The 15,130-nt window shown below is 71.9% G+C and carries 13 protein-coding genes and 2 pseudogenes; 7 read left to right on the top strand and 8 right to left on the bottom strand.

What is annotated here, in order from left to right:
* Positions 1 to 24: 24 nt before the first annotated feature.
* The gene (dnaE, locus tag AB0I79_RS41010) at positions 25 to 3,567 is read right to left on the bottom strand and encodes a DNA polymerase III subunit alpha (RefSeq protein ID WP_357885321.1); all 3,543 of its coding nucleotides are present in this window, start codon (positions 3,565 to 3,567) and stop codon (positions 25 to 27) included.
* A gap of 111 nt (positions 3,568 to 3,678) precedes the next feature.
* Between dnaE and AB0I79_RS41005 the strand changes: the two genes are divergently transcribed.
* Together AB0I79_RS41005 and AB0I79_RS41000 are read left to right on the top strand one after the other, a co-directional pair.
* A complete protein-coding gene (locus AB0I79_RS41005; protein ID WP_357885319.1) occupies positions 3,679 to 4,620 on the top strand; it encodes a LysR family transcriptional regulator in 942 nt (313 codons plus the stop codon).
* A gap of 85 nt (positions 4,621 to 4,705) precedes the next feature.
* The gene (locus AB0I79_RS41000) at positions 4,706 to 5,521 is read left to right on the top strand and encodes an SAM-dependent methyltransferase (protein ID WP_357885318.1); all 816 of its coding nucleotides are present in this window, start codon (positions 4,706 to 4,708) and stop codon (positions 5,519 to 5,521) included.
* A 62-nt stretch (positions 5,522 to 5,583) separates the two neighbouring features.
* On the opposite strand, the pseudogene AB0I79_RS40995 reads toward AB0I79_RS41000, so the two are convergent.
* Positions 5,584 to 5,706 (bottom strand): annotated as a pseudogene (locus tag AB0I79_RS40995) (hypothetical protein); the annotation flags it as partial.
* A 131-nt stretch (positions 5,707 to 5,837) separates the two neighbouring features.
* Between AB0I79_RS40995 and AB0I79_RS40990 the strand changes: the two are divergent.
* A pseudogene (locus AB0I79_RS40990) lies at positions 5,838 to 6,092 on the top strand (MarR family transcriptional regulator); the annotation flags it as partial.
* 343 nt (positions 6,093 to 6,435) lie between these two features.
* On the opposite strand, the gene AB0I79_RS40985 reads toward AB0I79_RS40990, so the two are convergent.
* Entirely contained in the window at positions 6,436 to 7,326 is an 891-nt protein-coding gene (locus AB0I79_RS40985; protein ID WP_357885316.1) for a hypothetical protein, read from the bottom strand.
* A gap of 129 nt (positions 7,327 to 7,455) precedes the next feature.
* Positions 7,456 to 8,343, bottom strand: coding sequence for a hypothetical protein (locus AB0I79_RS40980; protein ID WP_357885314.1), 888 nt, complete (start codon positions 8,341 to 8,343; stop codon positions 7,456 to 7,458).
* 205 nt (positions 8,344 to 8,548) lie between these two features.
* On the opposite strand from AB0I79_RS40980, the gene AB0I79_RS40975 reads away from it, so the two are divergent.
* Genes AB0I79_RS40975 through AB0I79_RS40965 form a run of 3 tightly spaced genes read left to right on the top strand, consistent with a single transcriptional unit; the run spans position 8,549 to position 10,572 of the window.
* Entirely contained in the window at positions 8,549 to 9,130 is a 582-nt protein-coding gene (locus AB0I79_RS40975) for a hypothetical protein (RefSeq protein WP_357885312.1), read from the top strand.
* A 9-nt stretch (positions 9,131 to 9,139) separates the two neighbouring features.
* Positions 9,140 to 9,523 carry a hypothetical protein gene (locus tag AB0I79_RS40970; protein WP_357885310.1) on the top strand — a complete coding sequence of 128 codons (384 nt, stop codon included), beginning with the start codon at positions 9,140 to 9,142 and terminating at the stop codon, positions 9,521 to 9,523.
* A 14-nt stretch (positions 9,524 to 9,537) separates the two neighbouring features.
* Positions 9,538 to 10,572 (top strand): methyltransferase, encoded by a 1,035-nt coding sequence (locus AB0I79_RS40965; protein ID WP_357885308.1) that lies wholly within the window; start codon positions 9,538 to 9,540, stop codon positions 10,570 to 10,572.
* Here the strand turns inward: AB0I79_RS40965 and AB0I79_RS40960 are convergent, their stop codons facing one another.
* Together AB0I79_RS40960 and AB0I79_RS40955 are read right to left on the bottom strand one after the other, a co-directional pair.
* On the bottom strand, positions 10,573 to 11,280 hold the full coding sequence (locus AB0I79_RS40960) for a hypothetical protein (protein WP_357885306.1): 708 nt from the start codon (positions 11,278 to 11,280) through the stop codon (positions 10,573 to 10,575). It lies immediately after the preceding gene.
* A 722-nt stretch (positions 11,281 to 12,002) separates the two neighbouring features.
* On the bottom strand, positions 12,003 to 12,611 hold the full coding sequence (locus AB0I79_RS40955; protein ID WP_357885304.1) for a TetR/AcrR family transcriptional regulator: 609 nt from the start codon (positions 12,609 to 12,611) through the stop codon (positions 12,003 to 12,005).
* A 48-nt stretch (positions 12,612 to 12,659) separates the two neighbouring features.
* Between AB0I79_RS40955 and AB0I79_RS40950 the strand changes: the two genes are divergently transcribed.
* Complete coding sequence (locus AB0I79_RS40950; RefSeq protein ID WP_357885302.1) at positions 12,660 to 13,574, top strand: hypothetical protein; 915 nt, start codon at positions 12,660 to 12,662, stop codon at positions 13,572 to 13,574.
* A 48-nt stretch (positions 13,575 to 13,622) separates the two neighbouring features.
* On the opposite strand, the gene AB0I79_RS40945 is transcribed toward AB0I79_RS40950, so the two are convergent.
* Positions 13,623 to 14,969, bottom strand: a complete 1,347-nt coding sequence (locus AB0I79_RS40945; protein ID WP_357885300.1) for a hypothetical protein — start codon at positions 14,967 to 14,969, stop codon at positions 13,623 to 13,625.
* Positions 14,966 to 15,088, bottom strand: coding sequence for a hypothetical protein (locus AB0I79_RS40940; RefSeq protein WP_357885298.1), 123 nt, complete (start codon positions 15,086 to 15,088; stop codon positions 14,966 to 14,968). The genes AB0I79_RS40945 and AB0I79_RS40940 overlap by 4 nt, the downstream gene beginning before the upstream one ends.
* Positions 15,089 to 15,130 lie beyond the last annotated feature (42 nt).

Raw genomic sequence — 15,130 nt, 5'->3', positions numbered from 1 at the left:
CGCCGCGGCTCTCAGCGCCGCCGCTCATGCGCTGGCGATCGCCGCGGCGCCGAGGAGCGCCTTGATGTCGCCGTAGAACGCCGGGCCCGGGGTGACCTGGAACGGGACCAGGTCGAGCAGGAGGTTGCCGGCGTGCCGGCGGTGCAGGTGCACGTGGACGGGCGCGCGCCCGGGATGGGCGGTGAGGATGTGCTTGAACTCCTGGACGACGCGCGCGCTCAGGTGGCCCTCCTGGATCGAGATCACCACGGGCTGCTCGGCGCCGGCCGTCGAGACGTCGAGGACGGTGACCTCCTCGCCGTACACGCTGAGCGTCTCGTCGCGCACGTTGATCCGGCCGCGCACCGAGATGACCCGGTCCTCGGCCAGCGCCTCGCCGTACAGGGTGTACGTCTTGGGGAAGATCAGGCACTCCACGGAGGCGTCGTGGTCCTCCAGGGTGACGATCGCCCACGGGCTGCCCTGCTTGGTGACCTTGCGCTGCAGGCCGGAGACGATGCCGCTGATCCTGACGGTCCCGTCCTGGCGTCCCGAGGCGATCAGGTCGGCGATCGTGGTGTCGCGGCCGGCGTCCAGGACGCGTTCGGCGCCGTCGAGGGGATGGCTGGAGACGTACAGGCCGAGCATCTCGCGTTCGAAGGCCAGCAGGGTGGCCTTGTCCCACTCGCCGTCGGGGATGGCGATCGAGAAGGCGCCCCTCTGCCCCGCCTCGCCGAACAGCGTGTCCTGGCCGTGGGCCTCGTTGCGCTTGACGTCGATGATCGCGTCGACGGCCTGCTCGTGCACCGCCACCAGGCCCTTGCGCACGTGCCCCAGCGAGTCGAACGCGCCCGCCTTGGCCAGCGACTCGATCACGCGCTTGTTGCAGACGACGGACGGCACCTTGCCGAGGAAGTCGTCGAAGCCGGTGTAGGGGCCCTTGGCTTCGCGGGTGGTGACGATGGCGTCCACGACGTTGGCGCCGACGTTGCGTACGGCGCCGAGGCCGAAGCGGATGTCGGAGCCGACGGCGGTGAAGTCGAGCTTGCTGGCGTTGACGTCGGGCGGCAGCACCTTGATGCCGAGGCGGCGGCAGTCCGACAGGTAGACGGCCATCTTGTCCTTGTCGTCGCCGACGGAGGTGAGCAGCGCGGCCAGGTACTCGCAGGGGTGGTTGGCCTTGAGGTAGGCCGTCCAGTAGGAGACCAGGCCGTATCCGGCGGTGTGCGACTTGTTGAAGCCGTAGCCGCTGAAGGGCACGAGCACGTCCCAGACCGCCTTGATCGCCTCGTCGGAGAAGCCGCGGCCGCGCATGCCCGCCGAGAACCTGTCCCACTCGGCGTCCAGCACCTCCTTCTTCTTCTTGCCCATCGCGCGGCGCAGCAGGTCGGCGGCGCCGAGCGAGTAGCCGGCGAGCTGCTGGGCGATGGCCATGACCTGCTCCTGGAAGACGACCAGGTGGTAGGTGTCGCCCAGGATGGGCTCGAGCACGTCCTCCAGCTCGGGGTGGATCGGCTCGACCTGCTGCTTGCCGGTCTTGCGCAGCGCGTAGTTGGTGTGGGCGTTCATCTCCATGGGGCCCGGCCGGTAGAGCGCGTTGACGGCCGCGATGTCGGTGAACGTGGTGGGCTGCATGAGCCGCAGCAGGACCCGCATGCCGCCGCTGTCGAGCTGGAAGACGCCGAGCGTGTCGCCGCGGGCCAGCAGCTCGTAGGTGGTGGCGTCGTCGAGCGGGACCTCGAAGATGTCGATCTCGATGCCCTTGTTGGCGCGGACGTTCGCGATGGCGTCGCCGATCACGGTCAGGTTGCGCAGCCCGAGGAAGTCCATCTTCAGCAGGCCCATGTCCTCGGCCTGCGTGAACGGGAAGCCGGTGATGACGGGACCGCCGGCCTTGGGCTTGACCAGCGGGATCACGTCGATGAGCGGCTCGCTGGACAGGATGACGCCGGCGGCGTGCACGCCGGTGCCGCGGGTGAGGCCCTCGAGGCCGGTCGCGGTGTCGATCACCCGTTTGACGTCGGGGTCCTGCTCGTACATGGCGCGCAGCTCGGCGGCCTCGCCGTGCCGGGGGTGGCTTTTGTCGTGGATGGCGGCCAGGGGGATCTCCTTGCCGCCGACCGCGGCAGGGAAGGCCTTGGTGATGCGGTCGCCGACGGCGTACGGCAGGCCCAGCACGCGGCAGGAGTCCTTGACGGCGGCCTTGGCCTTGATGGTGCTGAAGGTGACGATCTGGCAGACGCGGTCGTCGCCGTACTTGCGGGTGACGTAGTCGATCATCTCGTCCCGCCGCCGGTCGTCGAAGTCGAGGTCGACGTCCGGCATGGTGATGCGCTCGGGGTTGAGGAAGCGTTCGAAGATGAGCTTGTGCTCGATCGGGTCGAGCTGGGTGATGCCCGTGCAGTACGCGACCATCGACCCGGTGGCGGAGCCGCGCCCCGGGCCCAGGCCGATGCCGTTCTCGCGGGCGTACCTGCAGATGTCGGCCACCACGAGGAAGTAGCCGGGGAAGCCCATGGCGTCGATGACGGACAGCTCGTGGTCGATGCGGGCGAGCACGCCGGCCGGCGGGTCGCCGCCGTAGCGGCGGCGGGCGCCGGCGAGGGTCTCCTTGCGCAGCCAGGACGACTCGCTCTCGCCTTCCGGCACGGGGAAGCGCGGCGTCAGGTCGCGGTGGGCGAACACCTCGCCGTAGTCGCCGATCCGCTCGGCGATCAGCAGCGTGTTGTCGCACGCGCCGGGCACCTCGGCGTCCCACAGCTCGCGCATCCGCGCGGCGGGCTTGACGTGGTAGCCGCTGCCGCTGAAGCGGAAGCGGTCGGCGTCGGCGAGCCGCTTGCCGGTGCCGACGCACAGCAGCGCGTCGTGCGCGTTCGCCTGGTCCTCGGTGACGTAGTGGGAGTCGTTGGTGGCCAGGGGCGGCAGCGCGAGCTGCTTGCCCAGTCTCAGCAGGTCGTCGCGGACGCGGCGCTCGATGGGCAGGCCGTGGTCCATCAGCTCCAGGTAGTAGTTGCCGGCGCCGAAGAGGTCGCGGTAGCGGGCGGCGGCCTCGACGGCCTGCTCGTACTGGCCGAGTCGGAGCCGGGTCTGGACCTCGCCGGACGGGCAGCCGGTCGTGGCGATGAGCCCGGCGCCGTGCTCGGCGAGCAGCTCATCGTCCATGCGCGGATATTTCTGGACGTGTCCTTCGAGCCAGGCGCGGGACTGGAGGCGGAACAGGTTCCGCAGGCCCCGGGCGTCGGCCGCCCACATCGTCAGGTGCGTGTAGAGGCCGCGCCCGGAGACGTCGCCGCCCTCGCCGGTGTCGTCGTTCGAGCGGCGCAGGGCGAGGTTGTCGCTGTAGTAGACCGGCCGGCGGTGGTGCCGGGAGGCGGGGGCCAGGTACGCCTCGATGCCGATGATCGGCTTGACGCCGGCCCTGCGCGCGGACTGGTAGAACTCGTAGGCCCCGTGCACGTTGCCGTGGTCGCTCATCGCCACGGCGGGCATGCCCTGCCGGGACACCTCGTCCATCAGCAGGCCGGCCTTCGCGGCGCCGTCGAGCATGCTGTACTCGGTGTGCACGTGCAGATGGACGAAGGATCCCACCGGCTGATCACCCCTGCTGGTTGTAGGCTCTGGGACGGCCCGCGCAATTCGACCCGAGAGCAGGTGGGGTTGTCCAACAATCGACACGCCGATCCGGCACAACCACCGGTTGTGGAGGAAGGTGAGGCGGATCTGGATCTCGGCGCGGTCCGCGCGTTCGTCGCCGTCACCGAGGAGCGGTACTTCAGCGAGGCCGCGACCCGGCTGGGGATCAGCCAGCAGGCCGTCTCGAAGCGGATCGCGAAGCTGGAGTCGGACCTGGGGCTGAGGCTGTTCTCCCGCACCCGCAACGGGGCCGAGCCGACCGAGGACGGGCGGGCGTTCCTGCCCCATGCCCGCGCGCTGATCGGGATCGCCGACCAGACGCGGGAGGTGCTGCGGGGGCGGCGGCGCGCCCTGCGGGTGGACGTCCTCGACACCCGGCTGCCGGCCACCGACCTCCTCAGGACCTTCCACCGGGCGAACGGGGAGGTGGGCGTCGAGATCGTCACCTCCAACGGGCTCAGGTCCGCCCGCGTCGCGCTCGAGCGCGGCTCCGTGGACGCCGCGTTCTGCCGCGTGAGCGGCCCCCTGGAGGAGCTCGCCAGCGTGCCCGCCGTCCTGGAGCCGATCCATCTGCTGGTCAGCCGCGGCCATCCGTTCGCCGGGCGGACGTCGGTGCGGACGTCGGAGCTGGCGGGCACGGTGGTGTGGATGCCCGGCAACGTCCCCGGCAGCGAGTGGGAGGAGCTCTACCGCCTGCTCGGCGCCGCGTTCGGCTTCAGGATCGACGCCTCGGGGCCTGACTTCGGCTGGGAGCACTTCGTGGCCGACGTCGGCGCCGGCCGGGGGGTGAGCCTCGTCGGCGGGCTGATCCGCCTGCCCTGGCATCCGGACACCGTGCAGGTCCCGCTCGTCGAGCCCGCGCCCGTCTATCCGGCCTCGCTGCTGTTCCACCGGCGCAACCGCCATCCGGTGCTGGAGGCGCTCGTCCGCTTCGTGACGGGCAACCGGCCGGCGTTCGACCCCGCGCGCCAGTGGCTGCCCGAGCCCGACCGGGCCGCGTTCAGCTGAACTTGGGGTTTCTCGCACGTCTGGAAGATCACGGAAGGTCGGGTTTACCCGTATGATCCCGTCCAGGCGAGGAAGGCAGGCAGCGGTGGACGAGAACGTTCCCCAGGGCATCGACCCGACGGTGCCCAGCGTCGCGCGGATGTACGACTACTACCTGGGCGGCAAGGACCACTTCGCGGCGGACCGGGAGGCGGCCGAGCAGATCATGCGGCTCGCCCGCGAATCCGGCACCGACGTGCGGGAGGTGGCCCTGGCCAACCGCGGCTTCCTCATCCGCGCCGTACGGCACCTCGCCGGGGCCGGGGTGCGGCAGTTCCTCGACATCGGCGCCGGGCTGCCCACCCAGGACAACGTGCACCAGGTGGTGCAGCGGGTGGCGCCGGGCTCGAAGGTCGTCTACGTCGACAACGACCCGATCGTGCTGACCCACGCCCAGGCCCTGCTCGCCGACAACCCCGACACGTTCGCCGTCCAGGGGGACCTGCACCGGCCCGCGGACATCGTGAAGGCCGCCGCCGCCCACCTCGACTTCGGGCGGCCCGTGGCGATCGTCGTGGCCGCCGTCCTCCACTTCTTCCACGACGACGGCGAGGTGGCCGCGATCGCGGCCACCCTGCGGGACGCGCTGGTGCCGGGCGGGTACCTGGTCCTCTCGCACGGCTACGTCGAGCCGGGTGAGGGCGACCCGCACAGGCTGGACGAGGCGCGCGGCGTCTACCGGCGCTCGGCCTCGGGCGCGGTCGCCTGGCGCGACCGCGAGACCGTGCGCGGCTACTTCGACGGGCTGGAGCTGCTGGAGCCGGGGGTCGTGCCGGCCCAGGAGTGGCGCAACGACGACCCGTACCTGCCGCCGGGCCTGGCCAAGGGCGGCGTCCTGGCCGGCGTCGGCCGCCGCGCCTGACCTGCGCGGAAGGCTGGGGCCACGGCTGACCCGCGCGGGAGGGCCGCCGCCGAGGGGTGCGGTCAGGCCAGGGCGTACATGCGGATGGCGACCGTGTCCGGTGCCGCCTCGCGGGCGAGGCCGACAAAGACGGTCTCGGCGAGCCAGCGGTGCGCGGGCGCGTCGGTGCAGAACACCGGTGAGGTGCGGTAGTAGACCCCCGGTCCTGGACACCTTCAGGTCCACGACCACCTCCGACGTGCCGCGCACCTGCCCCTTGGCGTCGTCTCCGGGAAAGCCGAAACTCGCGGATTCCAGGTGAACGGCGGCGCCGAACGTGGCCGCTGACCCGCCGCGCGACGGCGCCGACGCCATCCAGGACGCCTGGCGGCGCGAGCTGCCGGGTGTCCCAGTGGACTCGATCGGTGTCATCACCCGGATCTGGTGGGCCGCCAAGGTTTTCGGCGACGAGCGCCGCCGTCTCCTGGCGAAGCTGGGGGTAGACGTCGCGCCCCTGGATCTGCTGTCCGCGCTGCGGCGCTCCGGCCCGCCTTACCGGATGAGCCCGGGTGAGCTGGCCGACGCCTGCATGGTGACGCGCGGCGCGATCACCCAGCGCGTCGAGCGGGCGGCCAGGGCCGGGCTGGTCGACGGACCACCGCCGGGTCGGCTACCACGCGCGCGCGGTCGCCCTCAGCGATTCAGGCCACGTCCTGCTCGACCGCGTCGTCGCCGACCTGCTCGCGACCGAGGATCGCCTCATCGGCCACCTCGCACCCGAACGCTGCGACCAACTCGCCGACCTGTTGAACGAATATTCATGTCAAGAAATATCTATGGGTCGGCTACAGGGCCGGACATCGGGGCCTCGATGCGGGAGCCGCCTGTCCCTCGACCCTTTCCGTGGAAAAGGCGGCTCCCAAGGCTTCAGCGGTTCAGTCGCTGTACTTGTGCCAGGTGACGTACGTGATGCCGCCGTTGATGACGGCGAACTCGACCGTGGTGTCCGGGCAGTTGGCCGGATCGGTGACGTTCTGGAAGATTCCCTGGAGCCGCAGGGTCTTCGTACCCTGCGCCGGGGTCACGGTGACCCGATGGGTGATGGGAGCCGTGGCTGTCTGGCAGGACTGGAGGCGCGTGCCGCCGGGCACCGAGAACTGGTGCTGGATGACGGTGCGTCGCGGCGCTTCGACCGCGCCGGTCTCGTTGTCGATGACGCGCGCCTGGACCCACATGTTGGAGCAGTGGCCGGCGGTCGCGCAGATCTGCCCATTGACGTCCCAGCTCACGTAGTAGCGGCCGGGCTGGGGCAGGGTGGTCACCAGGGCCGTGTTCAGCCACGTGCCCGGGTTGCCGTGCAGCGCCCGGTCGGCCGTGAGCGCCGCCTCCCCGGAGGCGGGCGACAGCCGTGCGCCGATCCGCCAGCGGTCCGGGCAGTCGGCCGGGGCGGCCTCGGTGATCTCCATGTCGATCGACCGCGCCCCCCTCGGATGGACGGGGCCGGGCGCCGTGCTCGGCAGCGGCACCAGTTGCGTCTTCGGTACGAGGAGGCCCGTCTCGGTGCAGCGCAGAGCGTTGCACGCCGCGGGGTTGAGCACCGGCTCCGCGATGATCGGGTCGTCGTCGCGGCCTGTGCCGTCGAACGCGATGCACGCCGAGTCCTCGAAGTTGATCCTGTCGAGGCCGGGCGGGATTTGGATGGGGGCGGCGGCGAGGTCGACGGCGTCGGCGACGAGGTCGGCGTCGGCCGCCGTGGCGTTGGGCGGCCGACAGCCGCAGTTGCGGGCGGACGGCGTGGCGTCGCCGGGTGGCTGGGTGTGGTCCATGAACGGGGCCCTTCTGTCCGGGGTGGGGAGATGCCGTGACGGTCACCACGGTCGCCATGCGCACCGTGGTGACCGGCCGGAGGTGTGCGGCCTCGGGCAGTGCCGAGCGTCCTCCGGGAGAGGACGAGGTCAGCCCGCCGTGTTGGCCGTGGGGGCGAGCCAGTGGGCCGTGAGGTAGGTGCGGCCGTCGATGTTGCTCACCACGGCCGCTGATCCGGCCGTGGTGATGCGGCGGGCCGCGAGTTGGATGGTGTCTCCGGCGTTGAAGCTGTGCATGAACTGGCGGGATCCCGTCGCCTGGACGTGGTTGCCCCTTCCGCCGGCCGGTTCGCTGATGTGCACGGTCAGCACTTCCGTGCCGTTGACCAGCGTGCCGTTCTTGAACATGGCCGCGGTGACCCCTGTCGCGAGCTGGACGGGGCCCGGCGCCGGGAGCGTGACCCAGCCGCGTACCTGGAAGTTGACCTCCCACGCGCCGGCCCGGGGAATGGTGAGCGTGGGAACCTCGGAGAGGATGTCCCATTCGCGGGCGTCGGCGGTGAGGTCGTGCCGGAAGGCCAGCGTGGCGGGGGTCTGCACCCACGTGCCGTTCAGGTCGATCCGCCAGGTCTGCGGGCAGGCGCCCTCCTCCGGAGGCGTCACCCTCAGCCCCGGCCCGCCCTCAATGATCACCCCCGGGACGAGCAGGCCGGTGCCGGTACAGCGCGCGGCGTTGCAGGCCGCGGAGTTGAGCACCGGCTCGGCGGTGATCGGGTCGTTGGGGTGTCCGGTGCCGTTGAACGCGATGCACGCGGAGTCCGCGAAGTGGGTCCTGTCCTGGCCGGGAGGGTCGAAGGGCGGCTCGAAGGGCTGGTCGGGCGGCGGGGCGGCGTGGGTCACGGGCGTGGCCGGAGGGTCGCGGTCGTCGTCGTGGGGGTGGTTGATGTCGTCGGCGTGCTGGGAGTGGTCCATGAACGGGGCCTTTCTCAGCTGGGGGAAGAGGGGGAGCCGGGTCAAGAACATGAGCAGAGCTCTCATCGAGGGATGTTCCCTGCCACGTCCAAAAGACCTGCCATGATTACATATAGTGACTCAACCATCGCTGTATGCACATGTCGATGCGGCAACAATCTGCTACCTGTCATACACAGAATGCGAACGGCTTCCGTGCCGGCTGTCTCGACGGCTGGGCAGGCGGTAGCGACGGCTGAGCGCACGTGGAGAGCCCTCCAAGGTCGTGGGCATGAACGCACTGACCGCTCCCGACGTACGCGGCGTGAGGGGGATGATCCTCCTTCCGCCGGCCGGAGACGGCGCCATCGACTGGGAGGGGCTGGGCGCGCAGATCGACGCGCTGGCCGTGAGCGGCGTGGACGGGATCTACGCGCACGGGACCGCAGGTGCGTCCCGCGCCCTCGGCGAGAACGAGTTCGACCGGATCAACACGCTGCTCGCCGAGCGCTGCGAGGCCACGGGGCTGCCGGGATCTCGACGTAGTGGACGCCCGCACCGTCCGGCAGCGGTGCGCCGGCCATCAGGCGTTCCCGCCGAACGCGTCACAGGCCCAGAGCACCAGCAGCAGGCGTGCCAGCGCCTGCTGCGGGTCGTCGGCCGGCATCAAGTGGCCCAGGGCCCAGTGCAGGTTGGCGACGAGGTCTCCCCACAGGCCGGCGTCAGTGAAGCGGTCACCGCGTGCTCGCCGAGCGTCGGCGGGGGCGGCGAGGGGCCGAAGCAGCACCGCGCCCAGTCGCGCAGCCGCGGGTGCGTTCCGGCGGCCGCGTCCCGCGCCGCGAAATCCGCCGTCACGAAGGCTACTGCTTCCTGACCGCCACCGGTGGAGGAGCTGGAGCTGCCGCTGCTCGGCGAGGCGGCGCCGCTGTGGTCACTGCTGCTGTTCGAGGACCTGCTGCCCATGGTCGCCGGGATGCGGGAGCTGGGCGACGAGGCGACCAGGATCAACCTCACGCACTGCTACGGGGCCGCCTCGGAGCTGTGGGGCGCCGCACCCGGCCTCTCGGCGTACATCCCGGGGTGGGCGCGGCGGGCCACGCTGATCACGCGGCTGCAGGAGCTGCTCGGCTCGAACACGATCCTGCTCACCCCCGCCCCCGCCGAGCCGCCCTTCGAGCACGACGCCGGCATCCTCGACGCCGCGCAGGCCGTCGAGGATCGGGCGCCCGGAGACCGCGTTTACCGTGTCACCTGGATCCCCAGGTAACCGGAGGCTTCGCCATGCCGACAGAGATCAGCGGTGAGACGCCCGCGGACGGGCGGGAAGCGACGCGGTACCTCATCGACGAGGCGCTCGGATACGTCTACCCGGGCGCGCTGCGCGCGGCGGCCTCGCTCGGCGTGGCGGACCTGCTGGCGGGCGGGCCGCTCACCGTGGCGGAGCTGGCCGGGCAGGCCGGCGTGCACGAGGCGGGCCTGCGCCGGGTCCTGCGGGTGCTGGCCACGCGCGGCGTCTTCGAGGAGCTGGCCGACGGCCGCTTCGCCCTCACCCAGGTCGGGCAGGCGCTGCGCTCCGACGTGCCCCTGTCGGCGCGGCCGGCCGTCATCATGCTCACCGACACCACCCTGTGGCGGCCCGCCGGCGAGGTGGAGCTGTCGCTGAAGCAGGGCGGCTCGGTGTTCGAGGACATCTTCGGCATGTCGTTCTTCGACTACATCGCCGGGAACCCCCAGACCGCCGCCGCCTTCCACACCGGCATGGCGGCCTTCTCCGACCAGGAGAACGAGCTCATCGCCGCCGCCTACGACTTCCCCGGGTCCGGCGTCGTGGTCGACGTCGGCGGCGGCCACGGCGGGTTCCTGCTGGAGGTGCTGCGCCGCCGTCCCGGCCTGGACGGCGTGCTGATGGACGAGGAGCACGTGGTGGCCGGGCACCGGCTCGACGCCGAGGACGTCAAGGGCCGCTGGCGGGCGGCGCCCGGCGACTTCTTCGCCGAGGTGCCCGCCGGCGCGGACGTCTACGTGATCAAGCGCGTGCTGCACGACTGGGACGACGAGAGCTGCCTGACCATCCTGCGCAACTGCCGGCGCGCGATGGTGCCCGGGGGGCGGATCCTGGTCATCGACGCGGTCGTCCCGCCCGGCAACGAGCCCCACCAGGCCAAGGCCGTGGACATGATGCTGATGACCGCGTTCCCCGGGCGGGAGCGCACGGAGGCGGAGTTCGCCGGGCTGCTCGCCGCGGCAGGGCTGCGGATGTCCCGGGTGGTGCCCACGGGGACGGTGGTCTCCATCGTGGAGGCGGTCGAGCCGTAGTCAGACGCAGGACAGCCGGACGGGGCCCGCCACGATCGACTGGTCACCTGTCGTGTTGCCCTTGCCGGTGTCCCTGATCTCCACCATGACCAGGCCGCCGGCGACCGTGACCGTCGAGGGCGCCGCGACCCAGGTGCCCCGGCGCATGCGCTGGTCGAGCGTGAACTCGGCGACCGTGCGGGCGTCCTTGTCGAAGCCGTCGCTGACCGTGTACCAGACGCGCTGGCCGGCCAGGCCCGACTTGGGCACGTACACGCCCACCGCGCACTGGTGCCTGCCGCGCAGGCCGGTGGTGAAACGCCACTGGAACGTGTTGGCCGGCTGACCGGCGGCGCCGGGGTCGTACGTCAGGTCCGAGAACAGGAAGCCCTCCCCGCAGCCCGCGCCGGTCCATCCTCCGGCCCTGGCGTCCTTCCAGCCGGCCCGGCCCGGGGCGCCGATGATGTTCACGCTGCGGGTGGTGTCGCGGGGGCAGCTCGGGCCGGCGACCGCCGAGAAGGCGAGGCCGCTCCCGGCCTTGCGCTCGTTCTGCCTGGACTGCGTGTCCTGTTTCGCCGGCTGGGCGGCCTGGCCGGTGGCGGTGGCGGTGGCGGTCGCCGCGGGCTCGGCGGTCCCGGCCGGTGCGGCCAGCGCCGTGGTGGGCTGCCCGTCCTGGTTGAGCAGGGTGACGGCGAACAACCCGACCTGGGCGAGCACCCCGGCGATCACCCACACCTTGATGGAGCCCCGCCACCGCCGCGCCCGCGTGGCGGAAGCGGGGGGTTGCGGCGGGGGTGTGGGTGCTGCTGCGGCACGAGCCGAGGGCGCCGGAGCCTGTGCCCCAAGGGCCGCCGTGCGGGGCGGCGGCGCTACGGTTCCGGTCGAGCGGGTTGCCGGTGCCGGCGCCTGTGCCGGGCGGACCGGAGGCAGGGGTGCCGGGCGGACTTTCCGGAACTGCACCGTGGCCGCTGCCGCCTCGTCGGGCCGATCACGCCCGCCTGCCCGCTCGTCCTGCTCGCCCCGCTGGTCCTTCTGGTCCCTCTGGTCCTTCTGGTCCCACCGTAGGTCCCACTGGCCCTCCTGTCGCCCCTGTCCCCGGGCGGGGCGCTGCCCCGGGCCCGGCGGCGGCACGGGCACGGGCACCAGCCGTTCCTGCGGCGGCACGGGTACCGGCACCGGCCGTTCCTGCGGCGGCGGCGGCACGGGCACCGGCACTGGCTGCCCCTGCCTGTGCCGCCCGCCCGTCGCTCTCTTGCTCGTCATCGTGGCCCCCTGGATACCGGCTGCCGCCCTCCCTCGGGGCGGCTCTCCGCTCCTGAATACGACGGGACGTGATGATTGGCCTGCTCACCATGATGACCAGCGTTGACCAGCCCCCGTGGACACGCTCGGCGCCCCCGCCCGATGTACGCCGCGCCGCCCACCGCCGTTGCCGCTGGACAGGGTCCCGATCAGGGGGTGACCTCCCGCCGGCCGTTCCGCGGGGTGGCGGGAGCGGGCTCGGTGTCGCGGGACAGGGCCGTGACCAGCGGGAGGTAGACCTCGTCGACGATCTCGACGAGCACCTCGTCGGGGACGGTGGGCTCGCCCCTGGTGACCAACTCGTTGCGCAGCAACCCCATCGCCACCGTCGCGACCCTGGCCGTCACCTGGATGCCCGCCCGCCGCAGCACGGCCTGCCACATGCCCGCGCCGCCGTCCGTGGCGCGCGAATGGAGGACGGCCAGCAGCTCCGGGTCGTCCCGCGCGCCGGCCAGCAGGCCGCGCAGGATCTCGCCGAGCGGCGACGACCAGTGGTTGTTCGCGGCGCGCAGCAGGGCCAGGACGTCGCCGCGCAGGCTGCCGGTGTCGGGGATCACCGTCCGGTCGGCGGCCAGCCCGGCGTAGGCGGCGACGCCGAGCGCGGCGCGGTTGGGCCAGCGGCGGTAGAGGGCGTTCTTGTTGGTGCCCGCCCGCTGTGCCACCCGTTCCATGGTCAATCGGGCATATCCGGATTCGAGGAGCTCGTCCTGGGCCGCTTTGAGAATGGCCTGCTCCAGCTCTTGACCGCGACGCCTCATGAGTATCAGGGTACGGTACGTACCGTACCTTTTGAAAGGGATGAGATCATGCGTGGCAAGGGCATCGTGTACGACACCGGCATCGTGATCGGCGGCCACGACACCAGGCAGACGTTCGACCTCGACGCCGTCCGGCACGACCTGCGGGTGATCCGGCGTGACCTGCGCTGCACGGCCGTCAGGATCATCGGCTCGGCCCCCTCCAGGCTGGAGGCGGCCGCCCGCGAGGCGGTCGCCGCGGGGCTGGAGGTGTGGTTCTCCCCGTTCACCGCTGACCTGTCGCCGTCGGAGCTGCTCGACCTGTTCGCCGACTGCGCCGGGCGGATCAAGGACACCGGCATGGTGTTCGTGGCGGGGGCGGAGCACAGCCTGCTCAACCGGGGTTTCCTGCCCGGCGACACGATCGGGGACCGGATCGGGCTGCTCTCCGAGCCGGAGAGGCTGCGCGAGCGCCTCGGGCGGGTGCCCGCGCTGATCAACGCGTTCCTGGAGGACGCCGTGACGGTGGTCAGGGAGCGGTTCGCCGGGAGGATCACGTACGCGGCCATCCCCTTCGAGTCCGTGGACTGGTCGTTGTTCGACATCGTCGGGGTGGACCTGTACCGGTCGGCGGAGATCGCCGACCGGTACCGCGACGGGGTGCGCGCCCTGGTCGCGCGGAGCGGCAAGCCGGTGGCGATCACCGAGGTGGGCTGCATGACGTTCCGGGGCGGCGCCGATCTCGGGGCGCGGGGCACCGAGGTGGTGGAGTACGACGGGCACCGGCCGGTGGGGCTGAGCCGGCCGCTGGCGCGCGACGAGGGCGAGCAGGAGGGGGTGGACAGCGTGTTCGTCAACACGTTCGCGCAGTACGACCTGCCCGGGGAGCTCGACGCGGCCAGCTACGGCGTCGTCCGGGTGACCGGTGAGACGTCGTGGGAGCCGAAGGAGGCCTTCCACCTGCTGGCCGAGCGATACGGCTGAGCGTCCGGGCCCGCCGGAGGGCGTCGCCCCGCGACACGACCCGGACGGCTACCTCCTCTTCGTCCCGCTCAGGCTCACGTGGAGGTGGTCGTCGTGGTCGGTACGGAAGTCCTTCTCCCGGATGATCGTGTTGCCGATCCTGCTCCAGGCGCCGATCCCGAGGTCGAGCTCCGCCCGCTCCTTCTTGGCGTTCGTGAACGGGTACACACCCTCCCTGAGCAGCGCGGCCGCCCAGCCCGCGGTGAACCGGGAGTCCCCCTTGACCGGGCTGCCGGCAGCGTAGTGGATCCGCACGACGTTCTTGTTGTCGATCAGCCTGCCCAGCCGCGTCCTGGTCGTCTCCGCCCAGTCCCTGACCTGGCGCAGCCCGTCGGCGCCGCCGTTCATCGCGGCCTTCGTCGCGGCCACCAGCCTCTCGTGGTTCAGGCCGCCGGAGCCGGCCACGCCGGCCTTCACGCCGGCGAAACGGTAGAGGTGGAACGCGTCGAGGTCGTCGCCGGTCAGGTGCGTCTGGTGACCGAGGTTGCGGGCGTGCTCGCCGGAGACGTCGTTGATCTCCGGCAGCAGCGCCTTGCCGGCCGCGACCGACAGCCAGCCGTGGGTGAAGGACGAGCACCAGTCGTCCCCGCCGTCGTCCTGGGCACGCTGCCCGAACCTGTCGATCCCGGCGGGCAGCCGCCACAGCGGGAACAGGTTCGCGGAGACCCGGCTCGTGGTCACCACGGCGCCGTCCTGGCCCCTGCCGTACAGGCTGACCCGGTAGCCGATCCTGGCCACCTCCGACGGCTTGCCGCGCACCTTGGAGGGGTGCTGCTCGTCGAAGGTCACCCGCACCTTGAGCTTGCCCCGGCCGACGCTCCTGACGCCTTCGCCGCCATCGGCGGTGGGCGCCGCCTTGGTCACCGTCTGCAGCACCGCGCCGCGGGCCTTCGGGCTGGTGTCGAGCAGGTCCACCCGGACGCAGGTGAGCTCGACGCCTGTCGGCAGCGTGTAGTCGACGCCGAAGTACCGCTGCCGGGTGTTGGCCTCGTCCGGCCGCGGGATGCTGACCCTGTCGTCCCTGGCGGACTTCGCCAGGCCGGGCCTGGCGTGGCGCGGCACCCGGTCCCGGCTGATCGCGGTGACCTCGAAGGCCGACTCACCGGACACGGCATGCGAGACGTCGCAATCCTCGCCGGCGTCGGGGACCAGGACCTCCTCGCCGAAATCGGGATCCCGCACCTTCTCGGAGCCCTCCTCCACCTCGGGAACCAGGAGCTCGCCGGGCGACTCGGGGCTCGCCGGCGTGGCGGCCCAGGCGGCCGATCCGCCGAGCTGGAGCGTGCCCGCGGAGACCACCGCGACGGCGGTCACGGCGGCGGCCACGAGCCGGCGCGGGCCTGAGCGCCGGGTCATGGCGCGCCCCGCTCGGCGGGACCGTTCAAGCTGGTCATGATTGCCTCCTCGATGAGGTGTATGCCGTCGTTTGTACGGCGCGAGGCATTGACCAGCCAGAACGGCACGTTGACCAGCATTGTCCATGGTGATCGAGGAGGGTCCGGTCAGGTCCGGGTGCC

Origin of the sequence: Nonomuraea sp. NPDC050202, assembly GCF_040656115.1 — a bacterium.
Taxonomy (GTDB): Bacteria; Actinomycetota; Actinomycetes; order Streptosporangiales; family Streptosporangiaceae; genus Nonomuraea.
Note: the sequence above shows the minus strand (reverse complement) of the source record. Positions and strands in the feature narration are given on the sequence as shown.

Excerpts from the sequence above, each read along its gene's own strand:
- AB0I79_RS40985 (WP_357885316.1), bottom strand. The coding sequence starts at position 7,326 with ATGGACCACACCCAGCCACCCGGCGACGCCACGCCGTCCGCCCGCAAC.
- AB0I79_RS40980 (WP_357885314.1), bottom strand. The coding sequence starts at position 8,343 with ATGAGAGCTCTGCTCATGTTCTTGACCCGGCTCCCCCTCTTCCCCCAG.
- AB0I79_RS40975 (WP_357885312.1), top strand. The coding sequence starts at position 8,549 with ATGAACGCACTGACCGCTCCCGACGTACGCGGCGTGAGGGGGATGATC.
- AB0I79_RS40965 (WP_357885308.1), top strand. The coding sequence starts at position 9,538 with ATGCCGACAGAGATCAGCGGTGAGACGCCCGCGGACGGGCGGGAAGCG.
- AB0I79_RS40955 (WP_357885304.1), bottom strand. The coding sequence starts at position 12,611 with ATGAGGCGTCGCGGTCAAGAGCTGGAGCAGGCCATTCTCAAAGCGGCC.
- AB0I79_RS40950 (WP_357885302.1), top strand. The coding sequence starts at position 12,660 with ATGCGTGGCAAGGGCATCGTGTACGACACCGGCATCGTGATCGGCGGC.
- AB0I79_RS40945 (WP_357885300.1), bottom strand. The coding sequence starts at position 14,969 with ATGACCCGGCGCTCAGGCCCGCGCCGGCTCGTGGCCGCCGCCGTGACC.
- AB0I79_RS40940 (WP_357885298.1), bottom strand. The coding sequence starts at position 15,088 with ATGCTGGTCAACGTGCCGTTCTGGCTGGTCAATGCCTCGCGCCGTACA.